At 64.0% G+C, this 21,515-nt stretch carries 20 protein-coding genes; 1 reads left to right on the top strand and 19 read right to left on the bottom strand.

Annotated features, from left to right (window positions below):
- Positions 1–2,649: a coiled-coil domain-containing protein gene (locus IEX32_RS00500; RefSeq protein WP_188767165.1), complete on the top strand. Its 2,649-nt coding sequence runs from the start codon at positions 1–3 to the stop codon at positions 2,647–2,649.
- A gap of 26 nt (positions 2,650–2,675) precedes the next feature.
- On the opposite strand, the gene IEX32_RS00505 is transcribed toward IEX32_RS00500, so the two are convergent.
- The 19 genes from IEX32_RS00505 to IEX32_RS00595 form a co-directional block, all read right to left on the bottom strand.
- Positions 2,676–2,966, bottom strand: a complete 291-nt coding sequence (locus IEX32_RS00505; protein ID WP_188767167.1) for a DUF1467 family protein — start codon at positions 2,964–2,966, stop codon at positions 2,676–2,678.
- Positions 2,967–2,979: 13 nt separating this feature from the next.
- On the bottom strand, positions 2,980–4,605 hold the full coding sequence (locus tag IEX32_RS00510; protein ID WP_188767169.1) for a ribonuclease J: 1,626 nt from the start codon (positions 4,603–4,605) through the stop codon (positions 2,980–2,982).
- Complete coding sequence (locus IEX32_RS00515) at positions 4,602–5,381, bottom strand: type III pantothenate kinase (RefSeq protein ID WP_188767171.1); 780 nt, start codon at positions 5,379–5,381, stop codon at positions 4,602–4,604. The genes IEX32_RS00510 and IEX32_RS00515 overlap by 4 nt, the downstream gene beginning before the upstream one ends.
- A gap of 14 nt (positions 5,382–5,395) precedes the next feature.
- Positions 5,396–6,118 carry a biotin--[acetyl-CoA-carboxylase] ligase gene (locus IEX32_RS00520; protein WP_188767173.1) on the bottom strand — a complete coding sequence of 241 codons (723 nt, stop codon included), beginning with the start codon at positions 6,116–6,118 and terminating at the stop codon, positions 5,396–5,398.
- The gene (gene nuoN / locus IEX32_RS00525; protein WP_188767174.1) at positions 6,115–7,578 is read right to left on the bottom strand and encodes an NADH-quinone oxidoreductase subunit NuoN; all 1,464 of its coding nucleotides are present in this window, start codon (positions 7,576–7,578) and stop codon (positions 6,115–6,117) included. The genes IEX32_RS00520 and nuoN overlap by 4 nt, the downstream gene beginning before the upstream one ends.
- Positions 7,578–9,113, bottom strand: a complete 1,536-nt coding sequence (locus IEX32_RS00530; RefSeq protein WP_188767176.1) for an NADH-quinone oxidoreductase subunit M — start codon at positions 9,111–9,113, stop codon at positions 7,578–7,580. The genes nuoN and IEX32_RS00530 overlap by 1 nt, the downstream gene beginning before the upstream one ends.
- 4 nt (positions 9,114–9,117) lie before the next feature.
- Positions 9,118–11,145: an NADH-quinone oxidoreductase subunit L gene (nuoL, locus tag IEX32_RS00535; protein ID WP_188767178.1), complete on the bottom strand. Its 2,028-nt coding sequence runs from the start codon at positions 11,143–11,145 to the stop codon at positions 9,118–9,120.
- Between the two features lie 4 nt (positions 11,146–11,149).
- Complete coding sequence (gene nuoK / locus IEX32_RS00540) at positions 11,150–11,455, bottom strand: NADH-quinone oxidoreductase subunit NuoK (protein ID WP_188767180.1); 306 nt, start codon at positions 11,453–11,455, stop codon at positions 11,150–11,152.
- 25 nt (positions 11,456–11,480) lie between these two features.
- The gene (locus tag IEX32_RS00545; protein WP_188767182.1) at positions 11,481–12,098 is read right to left on the bottom strand and encodes an NADH-quinone oxidoreductase subunit J; all 618 of its coding nucleotides are present in this window, start codon (positions 12,096–12,098) and stop codon (positions 11,481–11,483) included.
- A gap of 123 nt (positions 12,099–12,221) precedes the next feature.
- Positions 12,222–12,707: an NADH-quinone oxidoreductase subunit NuoI gene (nuoI, locus tag IEX32_RS00550; RefSeq protein ID WP_188767184.1), complete on the bottom strand. Its 486-nt coding sequence runs from the start codon at positions 12,705–12,707 to the stop codon at positions 12,222–12,224.
- A complete protein-coding gene (gene nuoH, locus IEX32_RS00555) occupies positions 12,704–13,750 on the bottom strand; it encodes an NADH-quinone oxidoreductase subunit NuoH (RefSeq protein WP_188767186.1) in 1,047 nt (348 codons plus the stop codon). The genes nuoI and nuoH overlap by 4 nt, the downstream gene beginning before the upstream one ends.
- 139 nt (positions 13,751–13,889) lie before the next feature.
- Positions 13,890–15,908 carry an NADH-quinone oxidoreductase subunit NuoG gene (nuoG, locus tag IEX32_RS00560; protein WP_188767187.1) on the bottom strand — a complete coding sequence of 673 codons (2,019 nt, stop codon included), beginning with the start codon at positions 15,906–15,908 and terminating at the stop codon, positions 13,890–13,892.
- Positions 15,908–16,636 (bottom strand): hypothetical protein, encoded by a 729-nt coding sequence (locus IEX32_RS00565; protein ID WP_188767189.1) that lies wholly within the window; start codon positions 16,634–16,636, stop codon positions 15,908–15,910. Before IEX32_RS00565 ends, nuoG begins: the two co-directional genes overlap by 1 nt.
- On the bottom strand, positions 16,633–17,943 hold the full coding sequence (gene nuoF, locus IEX32_RS00570; RefSeq protein WP_188767191.1) for an NADH-quinone oxidoreductase subunit NuoF: 1,311 nt from the start codon (positions 17,941–17,943) through the stop codon (positions 16,633–16,635). Before nuoF ends, IEX32_RS00565 begins: the two co-directional genes overlap by 4 nt.
- A 104-nt stretch (positions 17,944–18,047) precedes the next feature.
- A complete protein-coding gene (locus IEX32_RS00575) occupies positions 18,048–18,716 on the bottom strand; it encodes a complex I 24 kDa subunit family protein (protein ID WP_188767193.1) in 669 nt (222 codons plus the stop codon).
- Positions 18,709–18,909, bottom strand: a complete 201-nt coding sequence (locus IEX32_RS00580; RefSeq protein ID WP_188767194.1) for a hypothetical protein — start codon at positions 18,907–18,909, stop codon at positions 18,709–18,711. The genes IEX32_RS00575 and IEX32_RS00580 overlap by 8 nt, the downstream gene beginning before the upstream one ends.
- 217 nt (positions 18,910–19,126) lie before the next feature.
- Complete coding sequence (locus IEX32_RS00585; protein ID WP_229735757.1) at positions 19,127–19,477, bottom strand: nuclear transport factor 2 family protein; 351 nt, start codon at positions 19,475–19,477, stop codon at positions 19,127–19,129.
- Positions 19,474–20,679 carry an NADH-quinone oxidoreductase subunit D gene (locus tag IEX32_RS00590; protein WP_188767547.1) on the bottom strand — a complete coding sequence of 402 codons (1,206 nt, stop codon included), beginning with the start codon at positions 20,677–20,679 and terminating at the stop codon, positions 19,474–19,476. The genes IEX32_RS00585 and IEX32_RS00590 overlap by 4 nt, the downstream gene beginning before the upstream one ends.
- 2 nt (positions 20,680–20,681) lie before the next feature.
- A complete protein-coding gene (locus tag IEX32_RS00595; protein WP_188767549.1) occupies positions 20,682–21,509 on the bottom strand; it encodes an NADH-quinone oxidoreductase subunit C in 828 nt (275 codons plus the stop codon).
- Between the last annotated feature and the right edge of the window lie 6 nt (positions 21,510–21,515).

Consider the following 21,515-nt stretch of genomic DNA (forward strand, 5'->3'; position numbering starts at 1 on the left):
ATGGCAGGGGAAAACAGGATCATCGCCTTCGGCACCGGCGGAAACGACGATGGCGGAGAACATCCGGACACGGTTCACGGCGCCGAACCCGCTCCAGGAAGCGAATCCGACGCATCCCCCGCGCGAGCCTGGGACGAGGCATGGATCGCGCCCGAGGAAGACGGGGCCGACGCCAGCCCGAAAGCATGGATGCTCCCCGCTCTCGCCATCCTTGCCGTTGCGGTATGGTCGGCCCTCTTCGTGATCGCCCGCCTGCCGCAATTGCGTTCCGGCATAACACTCGAAGCGGTGCCCACGCTCCTTACCGAATGGGGCGTGCCGGTCCTGATCGTCGGCCTTGGATGGTTGCTCGCGCTGCGCCACAGCACGCGCGAAGGAAAGCGTTTTGGCGATATCGCGCGCGCGCTCTCCACCGAATCCGCGCTTCTTGAGCAGCGCCTGACCAACGTGAACCGCGAACTCAGCCTGGCGCGCGAGTTCATCGCCTCGCAGTCGCGCGATCTTGAAACGCTGGGCCGCATCGCCGCCGAGCGCCTTTCGGACAATGCGGGCCGTCTCCAGGACCTGATCCGAGACAACGGTTCGCGAGTGGAATCCATCAGCACGGTCAGCCAGGCGGCGCTGGAGAACATGGAAAAGCTGCGCGGGCAACTCCCGGTCATCGCCAGCTCGGCCAAGGACGTCACCAACAACATCGGCAATGCCGGTCGCGCCGCCCATACCCAGCTTGAGGACATGATCAACGGCTTCAACAGGCTCAACGAGTTCGGTACGGCCAGCGAACGCCAGGTACAGACCCTGCGCGGTGCCGTTGAGACCGCCCTGGGCGAGTTCGCGCATCAGTGCGAAAAGCTGGAAGAGCTTGCGGATACGCGCTTCGCGGCACTTGCCGAACGCGGCGAGACGTTCCGGACCGAACTCGACAAGCACGAAGTCGACGCCTTGGCCGCGATCCGCACGCGGGCATCGGCGCTTGGCGAGGAAATCGAGCGGACGCGCACCCAGCTCGACACGCACGAGGCCGAGAGCCTCACGTCGCTGCGCGCCCGCCTTGGCGCGCTGCGCGACGAAAGCGGCGTGGTGTCGCGCGCCCTGCGCGATGCCGAGGGACGTGCCCTCGAAGGCTGGAAAACGAGCCTCGCGGATCTGAAAGCCGCCCAGGCCGAGGCTTCCGAAGCGATCGTCGAGGTCCAGAAGAAGACGCTCGACGGTCTGGCCGAACAGGTGTCCCGAATTGAATCCGAAGCGGCAAGGCTCAACGAGACGCTGGCCGCGCGTTCGGCGCGCACGGCCGATGAATGCGCTGAACGCCTCGCCCGGCATGAGGAGCAGGAACGCGCCGCGCTGGAGCGTTTCCGCGAGGTTCTCGCCGAGTTCGACAGCGACATCGCGCGGCGCCTGGAAAGCCACCAGAGCCAGACCGAAGCCTTGCGCGAAACGGCCCATTCGATCACCGCCGAGCTGGGACATTTCGAAACCCGTCTCAGCGCGATTGCCGAAGACAGCGCACAAGGCGAGGAAGTTCTCTCCTCCAGCCTCTCGGCATTGACCGAGCGCCTGACCGCCGCCCGCGCAACGCTGGCGGCAACCGACGGCGACATTGAAAAGCTGACCGACGGCAGCATCAGGCTGCTCGAACTCATCCAGGCGAGCGCCAAGCAGGCGCACGAGGCCCTGCCCGAGGCGCTGTCTATCACCGAAGATCGGCTCGACCGCCTGAACCAGGGCATTTCCGCGCTTCTCCGCCAGCTCCAGCAAGCGGGTCGGGATAGCGAAGTCCTCGCCGGCGAGATTTCCAGTTCCGGCGCGCATCTCGAATCGCTGGTCGATTCGCTATCGTCCGGTCACGCCGCGATCAGCGAGCAGGGAAGCGCCCACGGCGAGGTGCTGTCCGATCTGCGCAAGACGCTGGAAGAGGTCGAGAGCGCAACGCGCCGCACGGCAGGGGCGGCGGGTGACGAACTGCGTGCCTCGATCGAGGCGCTCAATGCGACGATCGGCGAAAGCATAGCGGCAATCGAGACCGAAAGCGCATCGCGTGTCTCCGCCGTCGCCGACAATCTCGCCAATGAGAGCGCCCAGGCCATCGACAAGGCCATGCGCACGCGCGTTGCCGAAATCTCCGGCCAGCTCGAGCAGGCGGTTGCCCATGCCGCGGGCGCCACGCGCGAGGCCACGATCCAGCTGCGCGACCAGCTCGCCAAGGTCGATGAACTTGTCGGCAACCTCGAGAACCGCGTCGCCCATGCCCGCAACCGCGCGGAGGAGCAGGTCGACAACGACTTCTCGCGCCGCGTGGCGCTGATCACCGAATCGCTCAACTCCAACGCAATCGACATTGCGTCCGCGCTATCGACGGATGTCTCGGATACGGCGTGGGCGGCCTATCTGCGTGGCGATCGCGGTATCTTTACGCGCCGCGCCGTGCGCCTGCTCGATGCCGGCGAGACAAAGGCGATCCAGCAGGTCTACGAACGCGACGATGCGTTCCGCGAGCACGTCAGCCGCTACATCCACGACTTCGAGGCCATACTGCGGCAGATACTCTCGACGCGCGACGGGAATGCGCTGGGCGTGACGCTGCTTTCTTCCGACATGGGCAAGCTCTACGTCGCGCTCGCGCAGGCGATCGAACGGTTTCGGAGCTGAAAACGGGTAGATGCGCGTGACGGCGATCAGTACCCGAGATCGTCCACCGGCGGTTTGCCGAAGAAATTGATGTCGTCCACGTTTATCCAGCCATTGACGTAGTTGAGATAGAACAGCCCGGTCAGGAGGGCGGCGAGCACCGTCGCGCGGACGACGATCATGCCGGGGCGGAAATTGACCGGCGCGCTGTCGGCGTGCCCCTTCTCCACCTCATGTCCGTCCACCTGGTCAGGCGTGCGCAGGCCGAAAGGCATGACCAGGAATGCGCTGAGCACCCATAGCAGGCCATAGATCGCCAGCATCGAGGTCCACTGCATCGCTTGGCTCCCGTCAGTTACCGAGAAGAAGGACCTGCACCTGCGGCCGCTTGCCCGACCAGCGCGTGGCAGCGCGGCGTGCCGCCAGACGAGCGGCTTCGATACGGCCCGCGTGGTCGGCTTTCTTCGCCTTGCCGAGCGCGGCGGCGACATCGCGCCGGGCTTCCTCCAGGAACGCTCCGTAATCCTCGTCAAGCGGCAGGCCCATGGCCGCGACCTCGACATGACCATGCCGGTCAGCCGCGACCGAAACGACGCCGTTATGGGCGATACGCCGCCGCATCACCATGGCCTCGCCATCGGCAGGCGCGATGATGTCGCCGTCCAGTATGAGCCGTCCGGACCGCACTTCGCCGAATTTGCCCGGTGCGCCGGGGGCGAGACGCACGAGATCGCCGTTCTTCTGGAAGACCGCCTTGGGAATGCCACTGGAAAGCCCCAGCCTTGCCTGCTCGCGCATGTGGCGGATTTCGCCGTGCACGGGGACCAGTATCTCCGGCCGCAGCCAGCCATAAAGCGTCTCGAGTTCGGGCCTTCCGGGGTGACCGGAGACGTGGATTGGGCTCTGCCGGTCGGTCACGAGCACAATGCCGGCATCCGACAGGCGGTTCTGGATCTTGCCGATGGCAATCTCGTTGCCGGGAATCTGACGGCTCGAGAACAGGACGACATCGCCCGATTCCAGCTTGATCGGATGGTTGCCTTCGGAAATCCGGGCCAGAGCCGCGCGGGGTTCGCCCTGCCCGCCGGTGGCCACGATCAGCACTTCGCTGCGCGGCAAGTCCATGGCCGTTTCGGGATCGACGATTTCCGGCAGATCCTTGAGGTAGCCGCTTGCCTTCCCGGTCTCGATGATCCGATCGAGCGAACGCCCCGCCACGCACAGCTTGCGCTTGGTCTTGCGTGCCACCTCGCCGAGCGTCTGCAGGCGGGCGACGTTGGAGGCGAAAGTCGTCACCAGTACGCGCCGGCCGCTATGGCGCTTCACTTCGGCGAGCAGGCCGCGATAGACCTCGCCCTCCGAACCGGAGGCCTCCGGATTGAAGACGTTGGTCGAATCGCAGACCAGCGCGAGCACGCCCTGATCGCCGATCTCGGTCAGTTCCTCCGACGTTGCCGGCGTTCCGATCTGCGGTTCGTCATCGAGCTTCCAGTCACCGGTATGGAAGATCCGGCCGAACGGCGTTTCAATAAGAAGCGCATTGCCCTCGGCGATCGAATGCGCAAGCGGGACATAGCGAATGCCGAAGGGGCCGATCTCGAACCGGTCGAAATTGTCGACGGCGATCAGTTCGACCCGGTCGAGGATGCCTGCCTCCTCGAGCTTCGCGGCAACGAGCCTGGCCGTGAACGGCGTCGCGTAGATCGGAACGCCCAGTTCTTCCGCGAAATAGGGGACCGCGCCGATATGGTCTTCGTGGGCATGGGTCAGCACGATGCCGAGCAGGTTCTCCCGCTCATTCTCGATGAATTCGAGGTCGGCAAAGACAAGGTCGATGCCGGGGTATTCGTTCATGCCGAAGGTCATTCCCAGATCGACCATCAGCCACTTGCCCTTGCAGCCGTAGAGATTGACATTCATGCCAATCTCGCCCGAGCCGCCGAGCGCGCAAAACAACAATTCGTTACCTGGAATCACTTGGCAGTTGCCCTTTCGGCAAGGATGGCGAGGCCTTCAATCGTCAGGTCCGGATCCACCGAATCGAAAATGTCGGTCGCCTCGTCGAACAGGACCGCAAGACCGCCCGTGGCGATCACTTTTGCTGGCCTGCCGATCTGCGTGCGCATCCGCGCGATCAACCCTTCCATCATCGCGACATAGCCCCAGAACACGCCGATCAGCATCTGGTCCTCGGTGTTGCGACCAATGACGCTGCTGTTCTTGGGTACTTCAATAGCGATACGCGGCAGTTTTGCGGTGTGGCCCACCAGCGCATCGAGCGACAGGTTGATACCCGGCGCAATGATCCCGCCCTTGTAGGCGCCGTGAAAATCGATCGCATCGAACGTCGTCGCCGTTCCGAAGTCGACGATGATAATATCCCCGCCATGCTTGGCATGCGCGGCGATGGCGTTGACGGCGCGGTCGGCTCCAAGCGAGCGCGGCTCATCCACGTCGATGTCGATGGCGTAGTCCGCCTTGCCGAGCCCCGCGATCAGCGGCTCGACGTTGAAGTAGTGGCGGCACAGGATTTCGAGGTTGTGCAGCGCGCGCGGCACTACCGTCGAGATGATGACGGTGTCGACCTGCTTGCGGTCGATTCCGCGTATCGCCAGCAGTTGCATCAGCCAGACGGCGTATTCGTCGCCGGTGCGCCGCGGATCGGTGGCGATGCGCCAGCGGCCCTTGATCTCGCGGCCATCGAGCAGCGCGAAAACGACGTTGGTATTGCCGGCATCAATGGCTAGCAGCATGGGCCTTGGTTTCCTCAATGCGAAGTTGCGGCAAGAAGCACGTCGCCCGCGTGGACCGTCCGCATCGATCCATCGTCGAGACCCAGCAGAAGGTTCCCTTCGTCCGTCAGCCCGGCAAATGCGCCTTCGATCGGCTCCTCTCCCGGTGAAAGCACCGTGAGGCGGGTTCCCTCGGGATGCGCGGCACTTTGCCAGCGGCGCAGCAAGGGGGCAAGGCCGGCGCCGCGCCAGCGCTGAAGTTCGAGGTCAAAGCATATGGCCAGCTTTTCGGCGAATTCGTCACGCGATACGGTGATGCCGTTGCCGGCGAGCGAGGCGACGCGGCGTCCCTCCACTTCGGGCGCGATGTTCAGGTTGGCGCCGATACCGACGATGACGGTGTCCGCTACCATTTCCAACAGGATTCCCGCCAGCTTGGCCCCGCCGAGCAGCACGTCGTTGGGCCATTTCAGCCGAAGCGCATCGGTATCGGGCACAAATCCCGAAAGTGCCTCGTGAACGGCAAGCCCGCTGAGCAGGGCCAGCGAGGACGCCGGCGGGTCGCCCGGGCCCGGGCGAACCAGGGTGGAGCCCATGAAATTGCCGAGGCCGTCGTTCCAGACACGCCCGAGCCGCCCCCTGCCCGCGATCTGGCGATCCGCCACGAGCCAGTCACCCTCGGGCAGGTATTCGCCGCCGGCAAGCCGCGCGGCCAGATCCGCGTTGGTGGAGCCGGTCTCTGCGACAGTCCTGATCAAAGGGCGAAGAACAGCGACGCCGCCGCCACGTCAGCCAGACCGCCAAGCCACTTGGCCAGCAGGTAACCGAGCGGCGAGATGAAGACGACGCAGGCAACGAGGATGATCTTGTGCCAGATGTCGCTCTCGCCCTTCACCACATCGGCGGGCTCATCGAAGTACATGATCTTGACGATCTTGATGTAGTAGAATGCGCCGATCACGGAAGCCGCGATACCGAGTGCGGCAAGCGCGATGAAATCCGCCTGCACCGCAGCCTGGAAGACCACGAACTTGCCCCAGAAGCCGAACAGCGGCGGGATGCCGGCAAGGCTGAACATGATCATGGCGAGGCCGAGCGCCAGCGCGGGGCGCGTGCGCGACAGGCCCGCCAGTGACGGAATATTCTCGACGAACGCGCCGTTCTCGTCCTTCAGCATCAGCACCGCGACGAAACCGCCCAGCGTCATCGCGACGTAGATCGCCAAATAGACCAGCATGGCCGAGGCACCCTGCGGCGTTGCCACGGCAAGACCGATCAGGATGAAGCCGACATTGTTGATCGACGAATAGGCCATCAGTCGCTTGATGTTGCTCTGGCCGATCGCACCCAGCGCGCCGACGACGATCGAGGCGAGCGCGATGAACACCACGATCTGCTGCCATGCCGCCGCCTGATCCCCGAAAGCATCGAGCATGACGCGCATGGTGAGGCCGAGCGCGGCAACCTTGGGCGCGGTGGCGAAGAAGGTCGTCACCGGCGTAGGCGCGCCTTCGTAGACGTCCGGCGTCCACATGTGGAACGGTACCGCGCTGACCTTGAAAGCCAGGCCGACGAGGATGAAGACCACGCCGAACAGTGCGCCATGCGACAGGCCGCCGGCCAGCGCCGCGTTGATGCCCGTGAAGGAGACGGTGCCGGTAAAGCCGTAGATCAGGCTCATGCCGAAAAGCAGGATGCCCGAGGCCAGCGCGCCCAGCACGAAGTACTTGAGGCCGGCCTCCGCCGAACGATCATCAGGGCGCAGGAACGCGGCCAGTACGTAGGCGGCGAGCGAGTTCATCTCGAGGCCGATGTAGAGCGTGACGAGATCGCCGGCCGAAACCATGATGCCCATGCCCAGCGCGGCGAAAAGCACCAGCACTGGGTATTCCGCGCGCATCGCCTTGAACCGCTCGAAAAAGGCGGGCGCGATCACCAGCGAGGCGGCGGCGGAGAGATAGATCAGGATCTTCGCGAAGGACGCGAAGGCATCGGCGCGGAACTGGCCGAAGAACGCCGAGGTTTCCGGCCCCATAGCTCCGGCGCAAAGCGCGGGCGCGACGAGGAATGCGGCGGCCACCAGCGCGGCCACGGCGAGAATCGAGATCAACCGGCTAGCCTTGTCCCCGCTCCATGCGGCGACCAGCAGCAGGACGAGGCCCGCGATGCTCAGCGTTTCTTCCGGCGCGATCAGGCGCAGCGACTGCGACCAGTCCATCAGTGTGCCCCCTCATGCGCAGCATGTTCTTCTTGCGCAGGCTTTTCCTTTGCCATTGCCAGCCTGGAATCCCCCTCCGGCGCCGCGCGGGCGAGCCGGGCTTCGAGCGCGGCAATATCGGCGCGCATCGGCGCGAGGAAACTCTCGGGATAGACGCCCATCCACAGCACCGCGAGGCCGAGGGGAACCACCATGAGCAGTTCGCGTGCATCGAGGTCGGCCATGGCGGCGGCATCGGCATTCTTCTGGTCGCCGAAGGCGACCCGGCGATAGAGATAGAGCATGTAGGCCGCGCCCAGGATGATGCCGGTGGCGCAGACCAGCGTCGTCCACGTAGAGACCTGGTAAATCCCCGCGAGGCTCAGGAATTCGCCCACGAAACCGCTGGTCCCCGGAAGGCCGACCGAGGCCATGGTGAACAGCATGAAGAACAGCGCATAACGCGGCATGTTGATCGAAAGCCCGCCGTAGCGGTCGATCTCACGCGTGTGCAGCCGGTCGTAGATGATGCCTACGCACAGGAACAGCGCGCCCGAGACGAGGCCGTGGCTCAGCATGACCATCATCGAACCTTCGAGGCCCTGCGCGTTGAAAGCGAAAAGGCCGATGGTCACGATCGCCATGTGCGCGACCGAGGAATAGGCGATCAGCTTCTTCATGTCGTGCTGGACCAGCGCGATCAGCGAAGTCAGCACCACGGCGGCCATCGACAGACCCCAGATCAGCGGACCGAACTGGACCGAGGCCTCCGGGAACATCGGCAGCGAGAAGCGGATGAAGCCGTAACCGCCCATCTTCAGCAGCACGCCCGCAAGAATGACCGAACCCGCGGTCGGCGCCTGGACGTGTGCGTCGGGCAGCCAGGTGTGGACCGGCCACATCGGCATCTTCACCGCGAAGCTGGCGAAAAAGGCGAGCCACAGCCAGGTCTGCGCCTGCGGATCGAAGTCGTATGCCATCAGCGTCGGGATGTCGGTCGTTCCCGCCGTGTTCACCATCCACAACATCGCGATCAGCATCAGCACCGAGCCGAGCAACGTGTAGAGGAAGAACTTGTACGAGGCGTAGATACGGTCCGCCCCGCCCCAGACGCCAATGATGAGGTACATCGGGATCAGGCCGGCTTCGAAGAAGATGTAGAACAGGAACAGGTCCTGCGCCGCGAAAACGCCGATCATCAGCGTTTCCATGAGCAGGAAGGCGCCCATGTACTCGCCGACGCGCTTGTCGATCGATCTCCAGCTCGCGCCGATGCAGATCGGCATGAGGAAGACCGAAAGCATGATCAGCAGCAACGCGATACCGTCGATGCCGAGCGCGTAGGAGAAGCCCGGGAAGAGTTCTGCCCGTTCGGTGAACTGCCACTGCGCGCCCCCGATGTCGAAGTTCGCCCAGAGCACGGCGCCCAGCGCGAGATCGACGAGCGTTGCGAACAGCGCCAGCATCCGTGCCGACTTCGCGTCCATGAAAAGGCATGCGAGCCCCGCCGCAAGCGGCACGAGCAGCATCACGCTGAGGATCGGAAAACCACCCATCATCTTATCCCGCGATCACCCAGCTGATGGCGCCGACAAGGCCCAGCAGCATGACAAGAGCATAGCTATAGAGATAGCCCGACTGGACCTTCTGCGCGTACGTGGAGCCTCTGGCCACGACCCAGGCGGCGCCGTTCGGGCCGAACCGGTCGATCAGGCCGACGTCGCCCTGTTTCCAGAACAGGCGGCCGAACCAGAAGGCCGGGACCACGAAAAGGTAGTGGTACAGCTCGTCGAACATCCACTTGCGATAAACGAACGTATAGATCGGCCCGAGCTGCTCGGCCGCGGCGGCCGGGAACGAGGTGTTCCGGATGTAGCCGTACCAGGCGATGACGAAGCCGATGGCCATGACCGTGAAGGGCGACCACTTCACCCACGTCGGCACCTCGTGCATCGCGTCGATCAGGTGCTCGTGGAAGACCAGCGCGCCCCTCCAGAACTCGCCCGTGCCCTCGCTGATAAACGAGTGATGGAACACGAATCCGGCGAACACCGCGCCCAGCGAGAGCACGACCAGCGGCAGGAGCATGACCCACGGGCTTTCGTGCGGATGGTAGCCCGCCGTGCCGACCGGGTTTTCGACATGATTGTCGTGCCCGGCCTCCTCGGAGGGGTCTTCATGCTCATGGTGAACCGCGTGCTGGATGTGCTCCGACCCCGCCCAGCGCGCCTCGCCGAAGAAGGTCAGGAACACGAGGCGCCAGGAGTAGAAGCTGGTCATCAGCGCCGCGAAAATGCCCATCCAGAAAGCGAACTGGCCCACCGAAGTCCCGGCGCCAAAAGCCGCCTCGATGATCGCGTCCTTCGAATAGAAGCCCGCGAAGCCCACGAAGCCGGCAATGCCGACGCCGGTGATGGCAAGCGTGCCCGCCGTCATCGTCCAGAAGGTGATCGGGATGTGTTTGCGCAGGTTGCCGTAGAACCGCATGTCCTGCTCATGGTGCATGGCATGGATCACCGAGCCCGCGCCAAGGAACAGCAGCGCCTTGAAGAAGGCGTGCGTGAAGAGGTGGAACATGGCCGCGCCATAGGCGCCCACGCCCGCCGCGAAGAACATGTAGCCGAGTTGCGAGCAGGTCGAATAGGCGATGACGCGCTTGATGTCCCACTGGGTGCAGCCGATCGTCGCCGCGAAGAAGCAGGTCGCGGCGCCGATCACGGCGACGAAGGCCATCGCCGTCTCGCTTGTCTCGAACATGGGCGAGAGGCGGCAGACCATGAAGACGCCGGCGGTCACCATGGTCGCGGCGTGGATCAGCGCCGAAACCGGGGTCGGGCCTTCCATCGCGTCGGGAAGCCAGGTGTGCAGCCCCAATTGCGCCGACTTGCCCATCGCGCCGATGAACAGCAGGATGCACAGCACCGTCATGGTGTCGAAGCGGTAGCCGAGGAAGCCGATGGTCGATCCGGCCATGCCCGGCGCCGCGGCGAGAATCTCGGGGATGGAGACGGTGCCGAAGACCAGGAACGTGCCGAAGATGCCCAGCATGAAGCCCAGGTCACCCACGCGGTTGACCACGAAGGCCTTGATCGCGGCGGCATTCGCGCTTGGCTTGCGGAACCAGAACCCGATGAGCAGGTACGAGGCGAGGCCAACGCCTTCCCAGCCGAAGAACATCTGCACCAGGTTGTCGGCCGTCACCAGCATGAGCATGGCAAAAGTGAAGAGCGAGAGGTAGGCGAAGAAGCGCGGCTGGTCCGGGTCTTCGTCCATGTACCCCCAGGAATAGAGGTGCACGAGCGCCGAGACCGTGGTGACCACCACGAGCATCACCGCCGTCAGAGCATCGACCCGCAGCGCCCAGTCGAAGGACATCGTGCCCGACTGCACCCACTTCAGGACCGGAACGACAGTCGCCTCGGCGCTGCCGTTCAGGAACTGGATGAAGATCGGCCATGATAGCGCGCAGGCAATGATGAGCGCGCCGGTCGTGACCGACCTCGCGGCGAGATTGCCAAGCTGCCTGTTGCCGAGCCCGGCGATGATGGCTGCCAGGAGCGGCAGGAAGACGATGAGGAGAATGGACAAGGTCTTATCCCTTCATCCGGTTGATATCGTCGACGGCGATGGAGCCGCGTCCGCGGTAATAGACCACGAGGATGGCAAGCCCCACTGCGGCCTCGCCCGCCGCCACGGTCAGGACGAACATGGCGAATATCTGCCCGGTCAGGTCTCCCAGAAAGGAACTGAAGGCGACGAGGTTGATGTTCACCGCAAGCAGGATCAATTCGATCGCCATCAGGATGACGATCACGTTCTTGCGGTTGAGGAAAATGCCGAGCACGCCGAGCACGAAGAGGATCGAGCTGACGACGACGTAGTGTTCGATGCCGATCATGCGGCGCCCCCCTGATGCGTGGACATCACAGCGTAACCCCCTTGCCCACTTCGGGGTTGACGTTACGCGTCGCATCCTGCGGACGGCGCGAGATCTGCTTGCCGATGTTCTGGCCGCGAACGTCCGAACGCTGGCGCAGCGTAAGCACGATGGCACCGATCATGGCGATCAGCAGGATGATACCCGCCGCCTCGAACAGGAAGAGATAGCGCCCGTAGAGCAGCGCGCCGATGGCCTCGATATTGGTCATGCCGGCAGGCGTCGCGCCGATGCCGTCAGGCGTTCCCAGTTCCATCGCCCCGGCGCGGTAGGCACCGATGCCGAGCACCATCTCGGCCAGCAGGACGACGGCGACGAGCACGCCCAGCGGAAAGTTCTTGATGAACCCGGCGCGCAGCTCGGCGAAGTCGATGTTGAGCATCATCACGACGAAGAGGAACAGCACCGCGACCGCGCCGACATAGACGATGACCAGCAGCATGGCGATGAACTCGGCGCCGACCAGCACCATCAGGCCGGCGGCGTTGAAGAACGCCAGGATCAGCCAGAGCACCGAATGCACCGGATTGCGCGAAAGGATGGTGATCGCGCCCGATCCGACGGTCAGCACCGCGAAAAGGTAGAAGGCGAAAACGTGGATCACTTTGTTGCCCTTCCTCCGTTCGTGTCGAGCGAAGTCGAGACACGCGCACCACCCCTCTCGACTTCGCTCGAGGCGAACGGAACGTGGTGCTGATTGTTGTGGCCCCGAGTCACGGCGCTGCCCCTAGCGATACGGCGCATCGGCTTCAAGGTTCGCGGCGATGGCCCGCTCCCACTTGTCCCCGTTCGCCAGCAGCTTGGCCTTGTCATAGAGCAGTTCCTCGCGCGTTTCGGTCGCGTATTCGAAGTTCGGCCCCTCGACGATGGCATCGACCGGACAGGCTTCCTGGCAGAAGCCGCAGTAGATGCACTTCGTCATGTCGATGTCGTATCGCGTGGTGCGGCGCGAGCCGTCCTCGCGCGGCGCGGCCTCGATGGTGATCGCCTGCGCCGGACAGATCGCCTCGCACAGCTTGCAGGCGATGCAGCGCTCCTCGCCGTTGGGATAACGGCGCAGCGCATGCTCGCCGCGAAAGCGGGGCGAGAGCGGGTTCTTCTCGAACGGGTAGTTGATCGTCGCCTTGGGCTTGAAGAAGTACTTCAAGGTCAGCCAGTGCGCCTTCACGAACTCCCAAAGGGTGAACGATTTGATGAGTTGAGCGACGGTCATACAGTGTACCTCGTCAGCATCAGGTAGCCCGAAACCAGCACCACGAAGCCGAGTGACACCGGCAGGAACACCTTCCAGCCCAGGCGCATCAGCTGGTCATAGCGATACCGGGGCACGGTCGCCTTCACCCAGGAGAAGACGAAGAAGAAGAACAGCACCTTGAGCAGGAACCACACGAAGCCCGGCACAATGTACAGGAACGGCAGGTCGAGCGGCGGTAGCCAGCCACCGAAGAACAGCGTCGCGTTGAGCGCGCACATCAGCAGCACGTTGGCGTATTCGCCAAGCCAGTAGGCGGCGAAGGCCATCGAGGAGTATTCGGTCTGGTACCCGGCGACCAGCTCGCTCTCCGCCTCGGTCAGGTCGAACGGCGCGCGCTGGGTTTCGGCGAGCGACGAGATCAGGAACATGACCCACATCGGGAACAGCAGGATGTTGAACGCAAAGCCGTTCAAAATGCCGAGCCCGTGGCCCTGCTGCGCCCTGACGATGTCGTTGAGGTTGAACGTCCCCGCCCAGAGCACGACGCAGATCAGGATGAAGCCGATCGAGACTTCGTATGAGATCATCTGCGCCGAGGCGCGCATGGCCGAGAAGAACGGGTATTTCGAGTTCGAGGCCCAGCCCGCCATCACCGTGCCGTAAACGCCCAGCGAGCTGATCGCGAGCACGTAGAGCAGGCCGACGTTGATGTCCGCCAGCACCGCCAGCTCGCTGAACGGGATCACCGCCCAGGCCATCAGCGCCACGGTGAAAGTCACCACCGGCGCGATCAGGAAGATCGCCTTGTTCGCGGCCGAGGGGACGATGGTTTCCTGCAGGAAGACCTTGAGACCGTCCGCGAAGCTCTGCAGCAGGCCGAACGGGCCGACCACGTTCGGACCGCGCCGCAGCGCCATCGCCGCCCAGATCTTGCGATCGGCGTAGATTATCATGGCCACGCCCAGCAGCAGCGGCAGCGCGATCAGCAGGATGCCGCTGACGGTGGCGACGAACCACGCCCATTCGTAGGACATGCCGAGGGATTGGAAGAAGGCGGTCACTTCGGGGCACCTCCCCTCGTCATCCCGGACCTGATCCGGGACCGCTGGCGGTGTTTACCCACTGACTCGCGAGGGGCTGTGCCAAGCGACCGGCACCGGTCCCGGGTCAAGCCCGGGATGACGGAGTGCATCATCCGCATCATTCCGCCGCCTCCGCGAATTCCTGACCCTGCAGCAATTCCGCCGAGCAGCGCTGCATGACGGCACTGGCGCGGGCGATGGGGTTGGTCATGTAGAAGTCCTTGACCGGATAGGCGATTTCGCCAGCGGCGGAACCGCCACCGGCAGGCAGGTCGCTCCCGTAGTCCGCCAGGCCCTCGATGCCAAGGGCCGGAACCTCCGAAATCATACCGCTGCGCAGTTCGTCGAAGCTGTCGAAGCCCACGGACACGCCGAAGGCATCGGCCAGCGCCCGCAGGATCGACCAGTCCTCACGCGCGTCACCGGGGGCAAAGACCGCCTTGTCGGCCATCTGCACCCGGCCCTCGGTGTTGACGTAAGTGCCCGCCTTTTCGGTATAGGCGGCGGCCGGCAGGACGACGTCGGCGGCATGGGCGCCCTTGTCGCCGTGGTGGCCGATATAGACGATCATCGAATCGGCGAACTTCGTATAGTCCACCTCGTCCGCGCCCAGCGAGAGCAGAACCTTGGGCTTGGCCGCGACGATGTCGACAATGCCGCCCTTCTGCGCATAGCCGAGCATCAGCCCGCCCATGCGGCTCGCGGCCATGTGCAGAACGTTGAAGCCGTTCCACTTCGTGCCGTCCTCAAGATCGCGCACCAGCTTGAACTCACCGGCCAGCGCCAGCGCGGCTTCGAGACCGCCCCGACCCAGCCCTGCCCCGCCGACGATCACCGCCGGACGGGCCGCGCCCTTCAGCGCTTCGGTCACATGCCCCGGCAGCTTGCCGAGCACCGACAGATCGCTGCCGAGGAACTCGCCGCAGAATGTGGTTTCCCACTCCGGCCCGACGAGGAATACCTTCGCGCCGCGCTTCACCGCCTTGCGCAGGCGGACGTTCACCAGCGGCGCTTCCCAGCGCACGTTGCTGCCCACGATCAGGATCGCATCGGCCGTCTCGATACCCGCGAGCGTGGTGTTGAAGTTCACCGCGGCAAGGCTGGACGTATCGTAGTCCATGCCGGTCTGACGGCCTTCGAGCAGGGTCGAACCCAGCGCGCCGACCAGCTTCTTCGCCGCGAACATGGTCTCGCAATCGAGCATGTCGCCGGCGACCGCCGCGATCGACTTGCCCGGATTGAGCGAGGCGATCGCGGTGAAAGCCTCGTTCCAGGTCGCGGCCACCAGCTTGCCGTCGCGGCGCAGGAAAGGCTTGTCGAGGCGGCGCCGGGTCAGGCCATCGACCTGATAGCGCGCCTTGTCGGAAATCCATTCCTCGTTCACGTCGTCGTTGATACGCGGCAGCACGCGCAGGACTTCGCGGCCCCGGCTGTCGATGCGGATGTTCGCGCCGATCGCGTCGGACACGTCGATACCGAGCGTCTTCTTGAGCTCCCACGGCCGCGCCTCGAAGGCATAGGGACGCGAGGTGAGCGCGCCGACCGGGCAGAGGTCGATCACATTGGCGCTCATCTCGTGCTTCGCGGCATGTTCGAGATAAGTCGTGATCTGCATGTTCTCGCCGCGATAGAGCGCGCCGATCTCGTCCACGCCGGCGATCTCCTCGGAGAAGCGCACGCAGCGGGTGCAGTGAATGCAGCGCGTCATATGCGTCTTGATGAGCGGACCCATGTACTTCTCGGTCACCGCGCGCTTGTTCTCGTGATAGCGCGTGGCGCCCCGGCCGTAGGCGATCGACTGGTCCTGCAGGTCGCACTCACCGCCCTGATCGCAGATCGGGCAGTCGAGTGGGTGGTTGATGAGCAGGAACTCCATCACCCCTTCCCGCGCCGTCCTGACCATCTCGCTGTCGGTGCGGATTTCCTGGCCCTCGGTGGCCGGAAGCGCACACGAAGCCTGCGGCTTGGGCGGCCCTGGCTTCACCTCGACCAGGCACATGCGGCAGTTGCCGGCGATGGACAGGCGCTCGTGATAGCAGAAGCGCGGGATTTCCTTGCCGGCAAGCTCGCAGGCCTGCAGCACGGTGGCGCCCTGCGGGACTTCGAGTTCGACGCCGTCGACGGTTACTTTAGGCATTATTGCGGCTTCCCTTGGACGCTAAGTCCCATTTTCGCGGCCTCCCCTTCCAAGGCCATCGCCGCATAAGAAAGCCCGGAACGAAGGGTAAATCGGTTTAATTCCACCGACTCTCCTTCCTTCTTGGGAAGGCAATGTCCCATGATTTCGTTCAGCGAAGCGAAGGCCTGCGTTTCCTCGGCACTGAGATAGGAGGTCTGAAGCAAGGCGAATACAGAGTCCGGAGCACTGCGCACTACGCACTCGTCAAATGCATGCAGCACCAGCCGCTTGCGTTCCTCGACCGTTTCGCCATTTGCCACGATCTCGGCTGTAAAGATCACCGGAACCGATGAATGATCCGGTTTCGGCTTGTCAACATATTGCCGCGCGACACGAAGCCCGCCGACGCTACCGACGAACATGATCGTCCCCATACTCAGCGCAGGCGATTCCCTGGCATGAGGTTTCGAAAGACAAACGGATTTGCGGCGAGCGAAATGCCCGATCTCGTCCCGCATGTCTTTGCCGCGGCCAAAATGCGAAAGAAGTCTGTCGACCCCTTTGGGATCTCGGTCGACGACACACCTTACAAAATCCCAGAATCTGCGAGCGGCAACGGTATCGGACGCGACGAACGTTGGATTGCCGTCACGATATTGCAGCGAATAGTCTCTGCGGTCTTCAGCATGCGCTGGCACTGCAACCAGACTCACACACGCTAACAAGGAGAAAATGAGCCCCTTCATTCCGCAGCCACCGCCGTATTAGCGAGACGCTCTTCGATGCGGCGCTCGATTTCGGGCCGGAAGTGGCGGATGAGGCCCTGGATCGGCCACGCCGCAGCGTCGCCCAGGGCGCAGATCGTGTGGCCTTCGACCTGCTTGGTGACCTGCTGCAGCATGTCGATTTCCTCGACCGCCGCGTCGCCGGTGCGCAGGCGTTCCATGACGCGCCACATCCACCCCGTGCCTTCGCGGCAGGGGGTGCACTGGCCGCAGGACTCGTGCTTGTAGAAGTACGAGAGGCGGGAAATGGCGCGCACGATGTCGGTGGACTTGTCCATCACGATCACCGCCGCCGTGCCGAGGCCCGAGCCGACCGCCTTGAGGCCGTCGAAGTCCATCGGCGCGTCCATGATCTCGGCGGCCGGGACCAGCGGGACCGAGGAGCCGCCGGGGATCACCGCCAGCAGGTTGTCCCACCCGCCGCGAATGCCGCCGCAGTGCTTTTCGATCAGCTCGCGGAACGGGATCGACATCTCTTCCTCGACCACGCAGGGCTTGTCCACGTGCCCGCTGATCTGGAACAGCTTGGTGCCCTTGTTGTTCTCGCGCCCGAAGCTGGCGAACCAACTCGCGCCGCGCCGCATGATCGTGGGCGCCACGGCAATGGACTCGACGTTGTTAACCGTGGTGGGGCAGCCATAGAGCCCCGCACCGGCCGGGAACGGCGGCTTGAGGCGCGGCTGGCCTTTCTTGCCTTCCAGGCTCTCGATCATCGCGGTCTCTTCGCCGCAGATGTAGGCGCCCGCGCCGCGATGGACGAAGACGTCGAAGTCGTAGCCGGAACCGCAGGCGTTCTTGCCCAGCAGGCCCGCCGCATAGGCCTCATCGCGCGCGGCGAAGAGCACTTCGGCTTCGCGGATATATTCGCCGCGAATGTAGATATAGGCCGCCCGCGCGCCCATCGCGAAGCCGGCGACCAGCGCCCCTTCCAGCAGCAGGTGCGGATCGTGGCGGATGATCTCGCGGTCCTTGCACGAACCGGGCTCGGACTCGTCCGCGTTGATGACGAGGAAGCTGGGCCTGGGGTTGCCCGCATGGTCCTTGGGCGGTTCCTTGGGCATGAAGGACCACTTCATGCCGGTGGGGAAACCCGCGCCCCCGCGCCCGCGCAGGCCCGAGGCCTTGATCTCCTCGACAATCAGGTCGCGGCCCTTGGCGAGGATGTCCTTGGTGTTATCCCAGGCCCCGCGCGCCTGTGCGGCGGCGAGGTTCCACGGCTGGTAGCCGTAGAGGTTGGTGAAAATGCGGTCCTTGTCCTGAAGGCTCACAGGTCAATCCTTCCCCGTTCGCCTCGAGCGAAGTCGAGAGGCGTTGCGCGGCGTGTCTCGACTTCGCTCGACACGAACGGATGTGGGTGCGGAATAGGCATCGTTTACCATTCCCCCCGGTAATCGTGGTTTTCGGTGACCATCTCTTTCAGCGTGGTCGGCCCGCCGAGCGGCTCGACGGTGTGGCGGCCCGGCTCCTGCGTGCCGGCCCTCGGCGTCTCGCCCTTCGCCAGCGCGTCGAGCACGGCGTCGAGGCGTTCTGCCTTCAGGTCCTCATAGTTGTCGTCGTTGATCTGGACCATCGGCGCCGACGAGCAATTGCCCATGCATTCCACCTCGGTCAGCGACCACAGGCCGTCCTCGGTGGTGTGGCCCTTCTTCATGCCGCGCGCCTTGCAGGCGGCCATGATCTCGTCAGATCCGCGCAGCATGCAGGGCGTGGTACCGCAGACCTGCACGTGGAAGCGGCCGATCGGGCCGATGTTGTACATCGTGTAGAACGTCGCGACCTCGACCACGCGGATGATCGGCATGTCGAGATAGGCGGCGACATATTCCATCACCGGGATCGGCAACCAGCCTTGCGTGTTCAGTTCCGCGCCGACCTGACGCTGGGCAAGGTCAAGCAGCGGCATCACCGCCGAGCGCTGGCGCCCCGCCGGATAGCGCGCGACGATGTCCCTGGCCTTCTCCGCATTCTCGGGAGTCCAGGCAAAATTGCCCCAACGCGCCCTGAGTTCGGGCGTATCGGGTTCGATATAGCGATCAGCCATGCTTACCCCTGCGCTTCAGCCACTGGTCCTGGCCGAACAGAAACAATTCGAAGCCGCCGATGGCCGAGATCAGCATCGGCAGCAGCGTCGTGGGTTTGGCACCGAAGTAGAGGGCGCCGAAGTACCAGAACGCCAGCGCAATGCCGGTCGCCGCGGCCCAGACCCGCGTCAGTTCGAGCGTGTTGAATTTCACCGGATAAACTCCACCCGAGAACGCGACATCCCGGTCATGACTTCCCCGTCATCCTGAACTTGTTTCAGGATCCATTTCTCCCCGAGCGCGGCGCGTGCGTGTGCAAGCCGCCCGGAAAGGTTTGCTGTCATCCTCATAGCTCCGCCCTCGCGGCGCGATGGACCCTGAAACAAGTTCAGGGTGACGGCATTTGATGAGGTGAGGGTCGCACGGTAGCTCAACGGATGAACTCCACGCGAGAGCACTTGTCGCCTTCGAAGCTGTAGACCGCGAGGACGTCGAAGGGCTCGACCAGTTCCGAACCGTCCGTCGCCGGGCCGCGCGTCACGCGCTCGCGGAGGACCACATAGTTGTCGGTCACCTGGCGGTCGACGATCTCGGCCTTGTTCTGAGGCCACTTGGCAAAAGCGGCCTTGAGGCCGCTGCGCGTGCCTTCCTTGCCCTCACGCACCACAGCGCCGCGATAGTTCGCCTCGCAGGCGTCCTCGGTCATCAGCGCGACGTAAGCGTCGGCATCCTGCGCGTTATAGTGCGCGATCATCTGCTCGGCGATGGCCAGCTTGCTCACCGATCACACTCCCCGAACACCACGTCGATCGCACCCAGAATGGCGGTTGCGTCGGGCAGCATGTGGCCCTTGGACATGAAATCCATCGCCTGCAGGTGGCTGAACGCGGTCGGGCGGATTTTGCAGCGGTAGGGCCTGTTGGAGCCGTCCGAGACGAGATAGACGCCGAATTCGCCCTTGGGGCTTTCGGTGGCGACGTAGACTTCGCCCTCCGGCACATGGAAGCCCTCGGTATAGAGCTTGAAGTGATGGATCAGCGCTTCCATCGAGCTCTTCATCTGGCCGCGCATGGGCGGGACGACCTTGCGGTCGCTCGACGCGATCGGACCTTCGGGCATTTCGGCCAGGCACTGCTTCATGATCTTGGCGGACTGGCGCACTTCCTCGACGCGGACCACGAACCGGTCATAGCAGTCGGAATTGGTGCCCACCGGAATTTCAAAGTCCATGCGGTCATAGACGTCGTAGGGCTGGCTCTTGCGCAGATCCCACGGAATGCCCGCAGCGCGGATCATCGGGCCGGAGAAGCCCCAGGCCAGCGCATCTTCCTTGGAGACCACCGCGATATCGACGTTGCGCTGCTTGAAGATGCGGTTGTCGACCACGAGGCTCATCGCGTCCTCGAACAGCCTCGGCAGGCGCGTATCGAGCCAGTCGGCGATGTCGGTCAGCAGCTTGAGCGGCACGTCCTGATGCACGCCGCCGGGGCGATACCAGGCCATGTGCATGCGCGCGCCGGAGGCCCGCTCGAAAAAGTTGAGGCAATCCTCGCGGATCTCGAACAGCCACAAGTTCGGCGTCATCGCGCCCACATCCATGACGTGGGAACCCAGGTTGAGCATGTGGTTGCAGATGCGGGTCAGCTCGGCGAATAGAACGCGCAGATATTGTGCCCTGGGGGGCACAGGCAGGTTCAGCAGCTTCTCGATAGCGAGGACGTAGCTGTGCTCCATGGCGAGCGGCGAGCAATAGTCGAGCCGGTCGAAATAGGGCAGCGCCTGAAGGTATGTCTTATACTCGATCAGCTTCTCGGTCCCGCGATGCAGCAGGCCGACGTGCGGATCGATGCGTTCGATCACCTCGCCGTCCAGCTCCATGACCATGCGCAGCACACCGTGCGCGGCCGGGTGCTGGGGCCCGAAGTTGATCGTATAGTTGGTGACGACGTCGCCCTCGGTAGTGGGCGACTGTTCGAGCTGCATGCTCACGACTTGTCTCCCTTGCCGTCGTCTCCGTCTTCGTCCTCTTCGTGAGGGCGGCTGTCGGTATGGGCAGGCGCGTCCTTTTCGGGCTTGCCGGAATCTTTCGTGGCCGGCGCAGGCGGGGAAACCTTCTTCGCGGCCTCGCTGTTGGTCGGCTCACCCGCGCCGCTGACGCCCTTCTTCTCGGTCGTCTTGGGCTCCTCGACCGGCGGCGTGTCCGCCTTCTCGTCGCCTGGCAGCACGTAGTCGGCGCCTTCCCACGGGCTCATGAAGTCGAACGAGCGGAAGTCCTGCGCCAGCTTGACCGGCTCATAGACCACGCGCTTGTCCTCTTCGGAATAGCGCAGCTCGACATAGCCGGTGAGCGGGAAATCCTTGCGCTGGGGATGCCCTTCGAAGCCGTAGTCGGTCAGAATGCGGCGAAGGTCCGGGTTTCCGGCGAAGATCACGCCGTACATGTCGAACACCTCGCGCTCCAGCCAGCCGGCGACGGGCCACACCGTGGTGACGGTCGGTACAGGCGTGTTCTCGGCCGCGCTCACCTTCACCATCACGCGATGGTTCTTCGTCACCGAAAGCAGCATGTAGACGACTTCGAAACGCTCCGCGCGCGACGGATAATCGACGCCGGCCATCTCCATGAGCTGCTGGTATTCGTGCTCGTCGCGCAGCAAACGCAGCGCGTTCTCGATCTGGTCACGCGCGACAGTGAACACGACTTCGCCGTGCTCTTCCTTCGCGGAAACCAGCATCGATCCGAGCGCGGCCGACAGCGCTTCGATGACGCCCTCGTTCGAAGCGAACTTCGGGGCAGAATGCAGTACGGGCATGCTGGC

The sequence above is a fragment of the Novosphingobium endophyticum genome (genome assembly GCF_014640675.1).
GTDB classification, from domain to species: Bacteria; Pseudomonadota; Alphaproteobacteria; order Sphingomonadales; family Sphingomonadaceae; genus Novosphingobium; species Novosphingobium endophyticum.

What these genes read in the sequence shown, in the direction of transcription:
- nuoN (WP_188767174.1), bottom strand. Translation starts at nt 7,578, where the DNA reads ATGGACTGGTCGCAGTCGCTGCGCCTGATCGCGCCGGAAGAAACGCTG.
- IEX32_RS00530 (WP_188767176.1), bottom strand. Translation starts at nt 9,113, where the DNA reads ATGGGTGGTTTTCCGATCCTCAGCGTGATGCTGCTCGTGCCGCTTGCG.
- IEX32_RS00595 (WP_188767549.1), bottom strand. Translation starts at nt 21,509, where the DNA reads ATGCCCGTACTGCATTCTGCCCCGAAGTTCGCTTCGAACGAGGGCGTC.
- IEX32_RS00575 (WP_188767193.1), bottom strand. Translation starts at nt 18,716, where the DNA reads ATGGCTGATCGCTATATCGAACCCGATACGCCCGAACTCAGGGCGCGT.
- nuoK (WP_188767180.1), bottom strand. Translation starts at nt 11,455, where the DNA reads ATGATCGGCATCGAACACTACGTCGTCGTCAGCTCGATCCTCTTCGTG.
- IEX32_RS00565 (WP_188767189.1), bottom strand. Translation starts at nt 16,636, where the DNA reads ATGAAGGGGCTCATTTTCTCCTTGTTAGCGTGTGTGAGTCTGGTTGCA.
- IEX32_RS00590 (WP_188767547.1), bottom strand. Translation starts at nt 20,679, where the DNA reads ATGCAGCTCGAACAGTCGCCCACTACCGAGGGCGACGTCGTCACCAAC.
- IEX32_RS00505 (WP_188767167.1), bottom strand. Translation starts at nt 2,966, where the DNA reads ATGCAGTGGACCTCGATGCTGGCGATCTATGGCCTGCTATGGGTGCTC.
- IEX32_RS00500 (WP_188767165.1), top strand. Translation starts at nt 1, where the DNA reads ATGGCAGGGGAAAACAGGATCATCGCCTTCGGCACCGGCGGAAACGAC.
- nuoI (WP_188767184.1), bottom strand. Translation starts at nt 12,707, where the DNA reads ATGACCGTCGCTCAACTCATCAAATCGTTCACCCTTTGGGAGTTCGTG.
- IEX32_RS00515 (WP_188767171.1), bottom strand. Translation starts at nt 5,381, where the DNA reads ATGCTGCTAGCCATTGATGCCGGCAATACCAACGTCGTTTTCGCGCTG.
- nuoG (WP_188767187.1), bottom strand. Translation starts at nt 15,908, where the DNA reads ATGCCTAAAGTAACCGTCGACGGCGTCGAACTCGAAGTCCCGCAGGGC.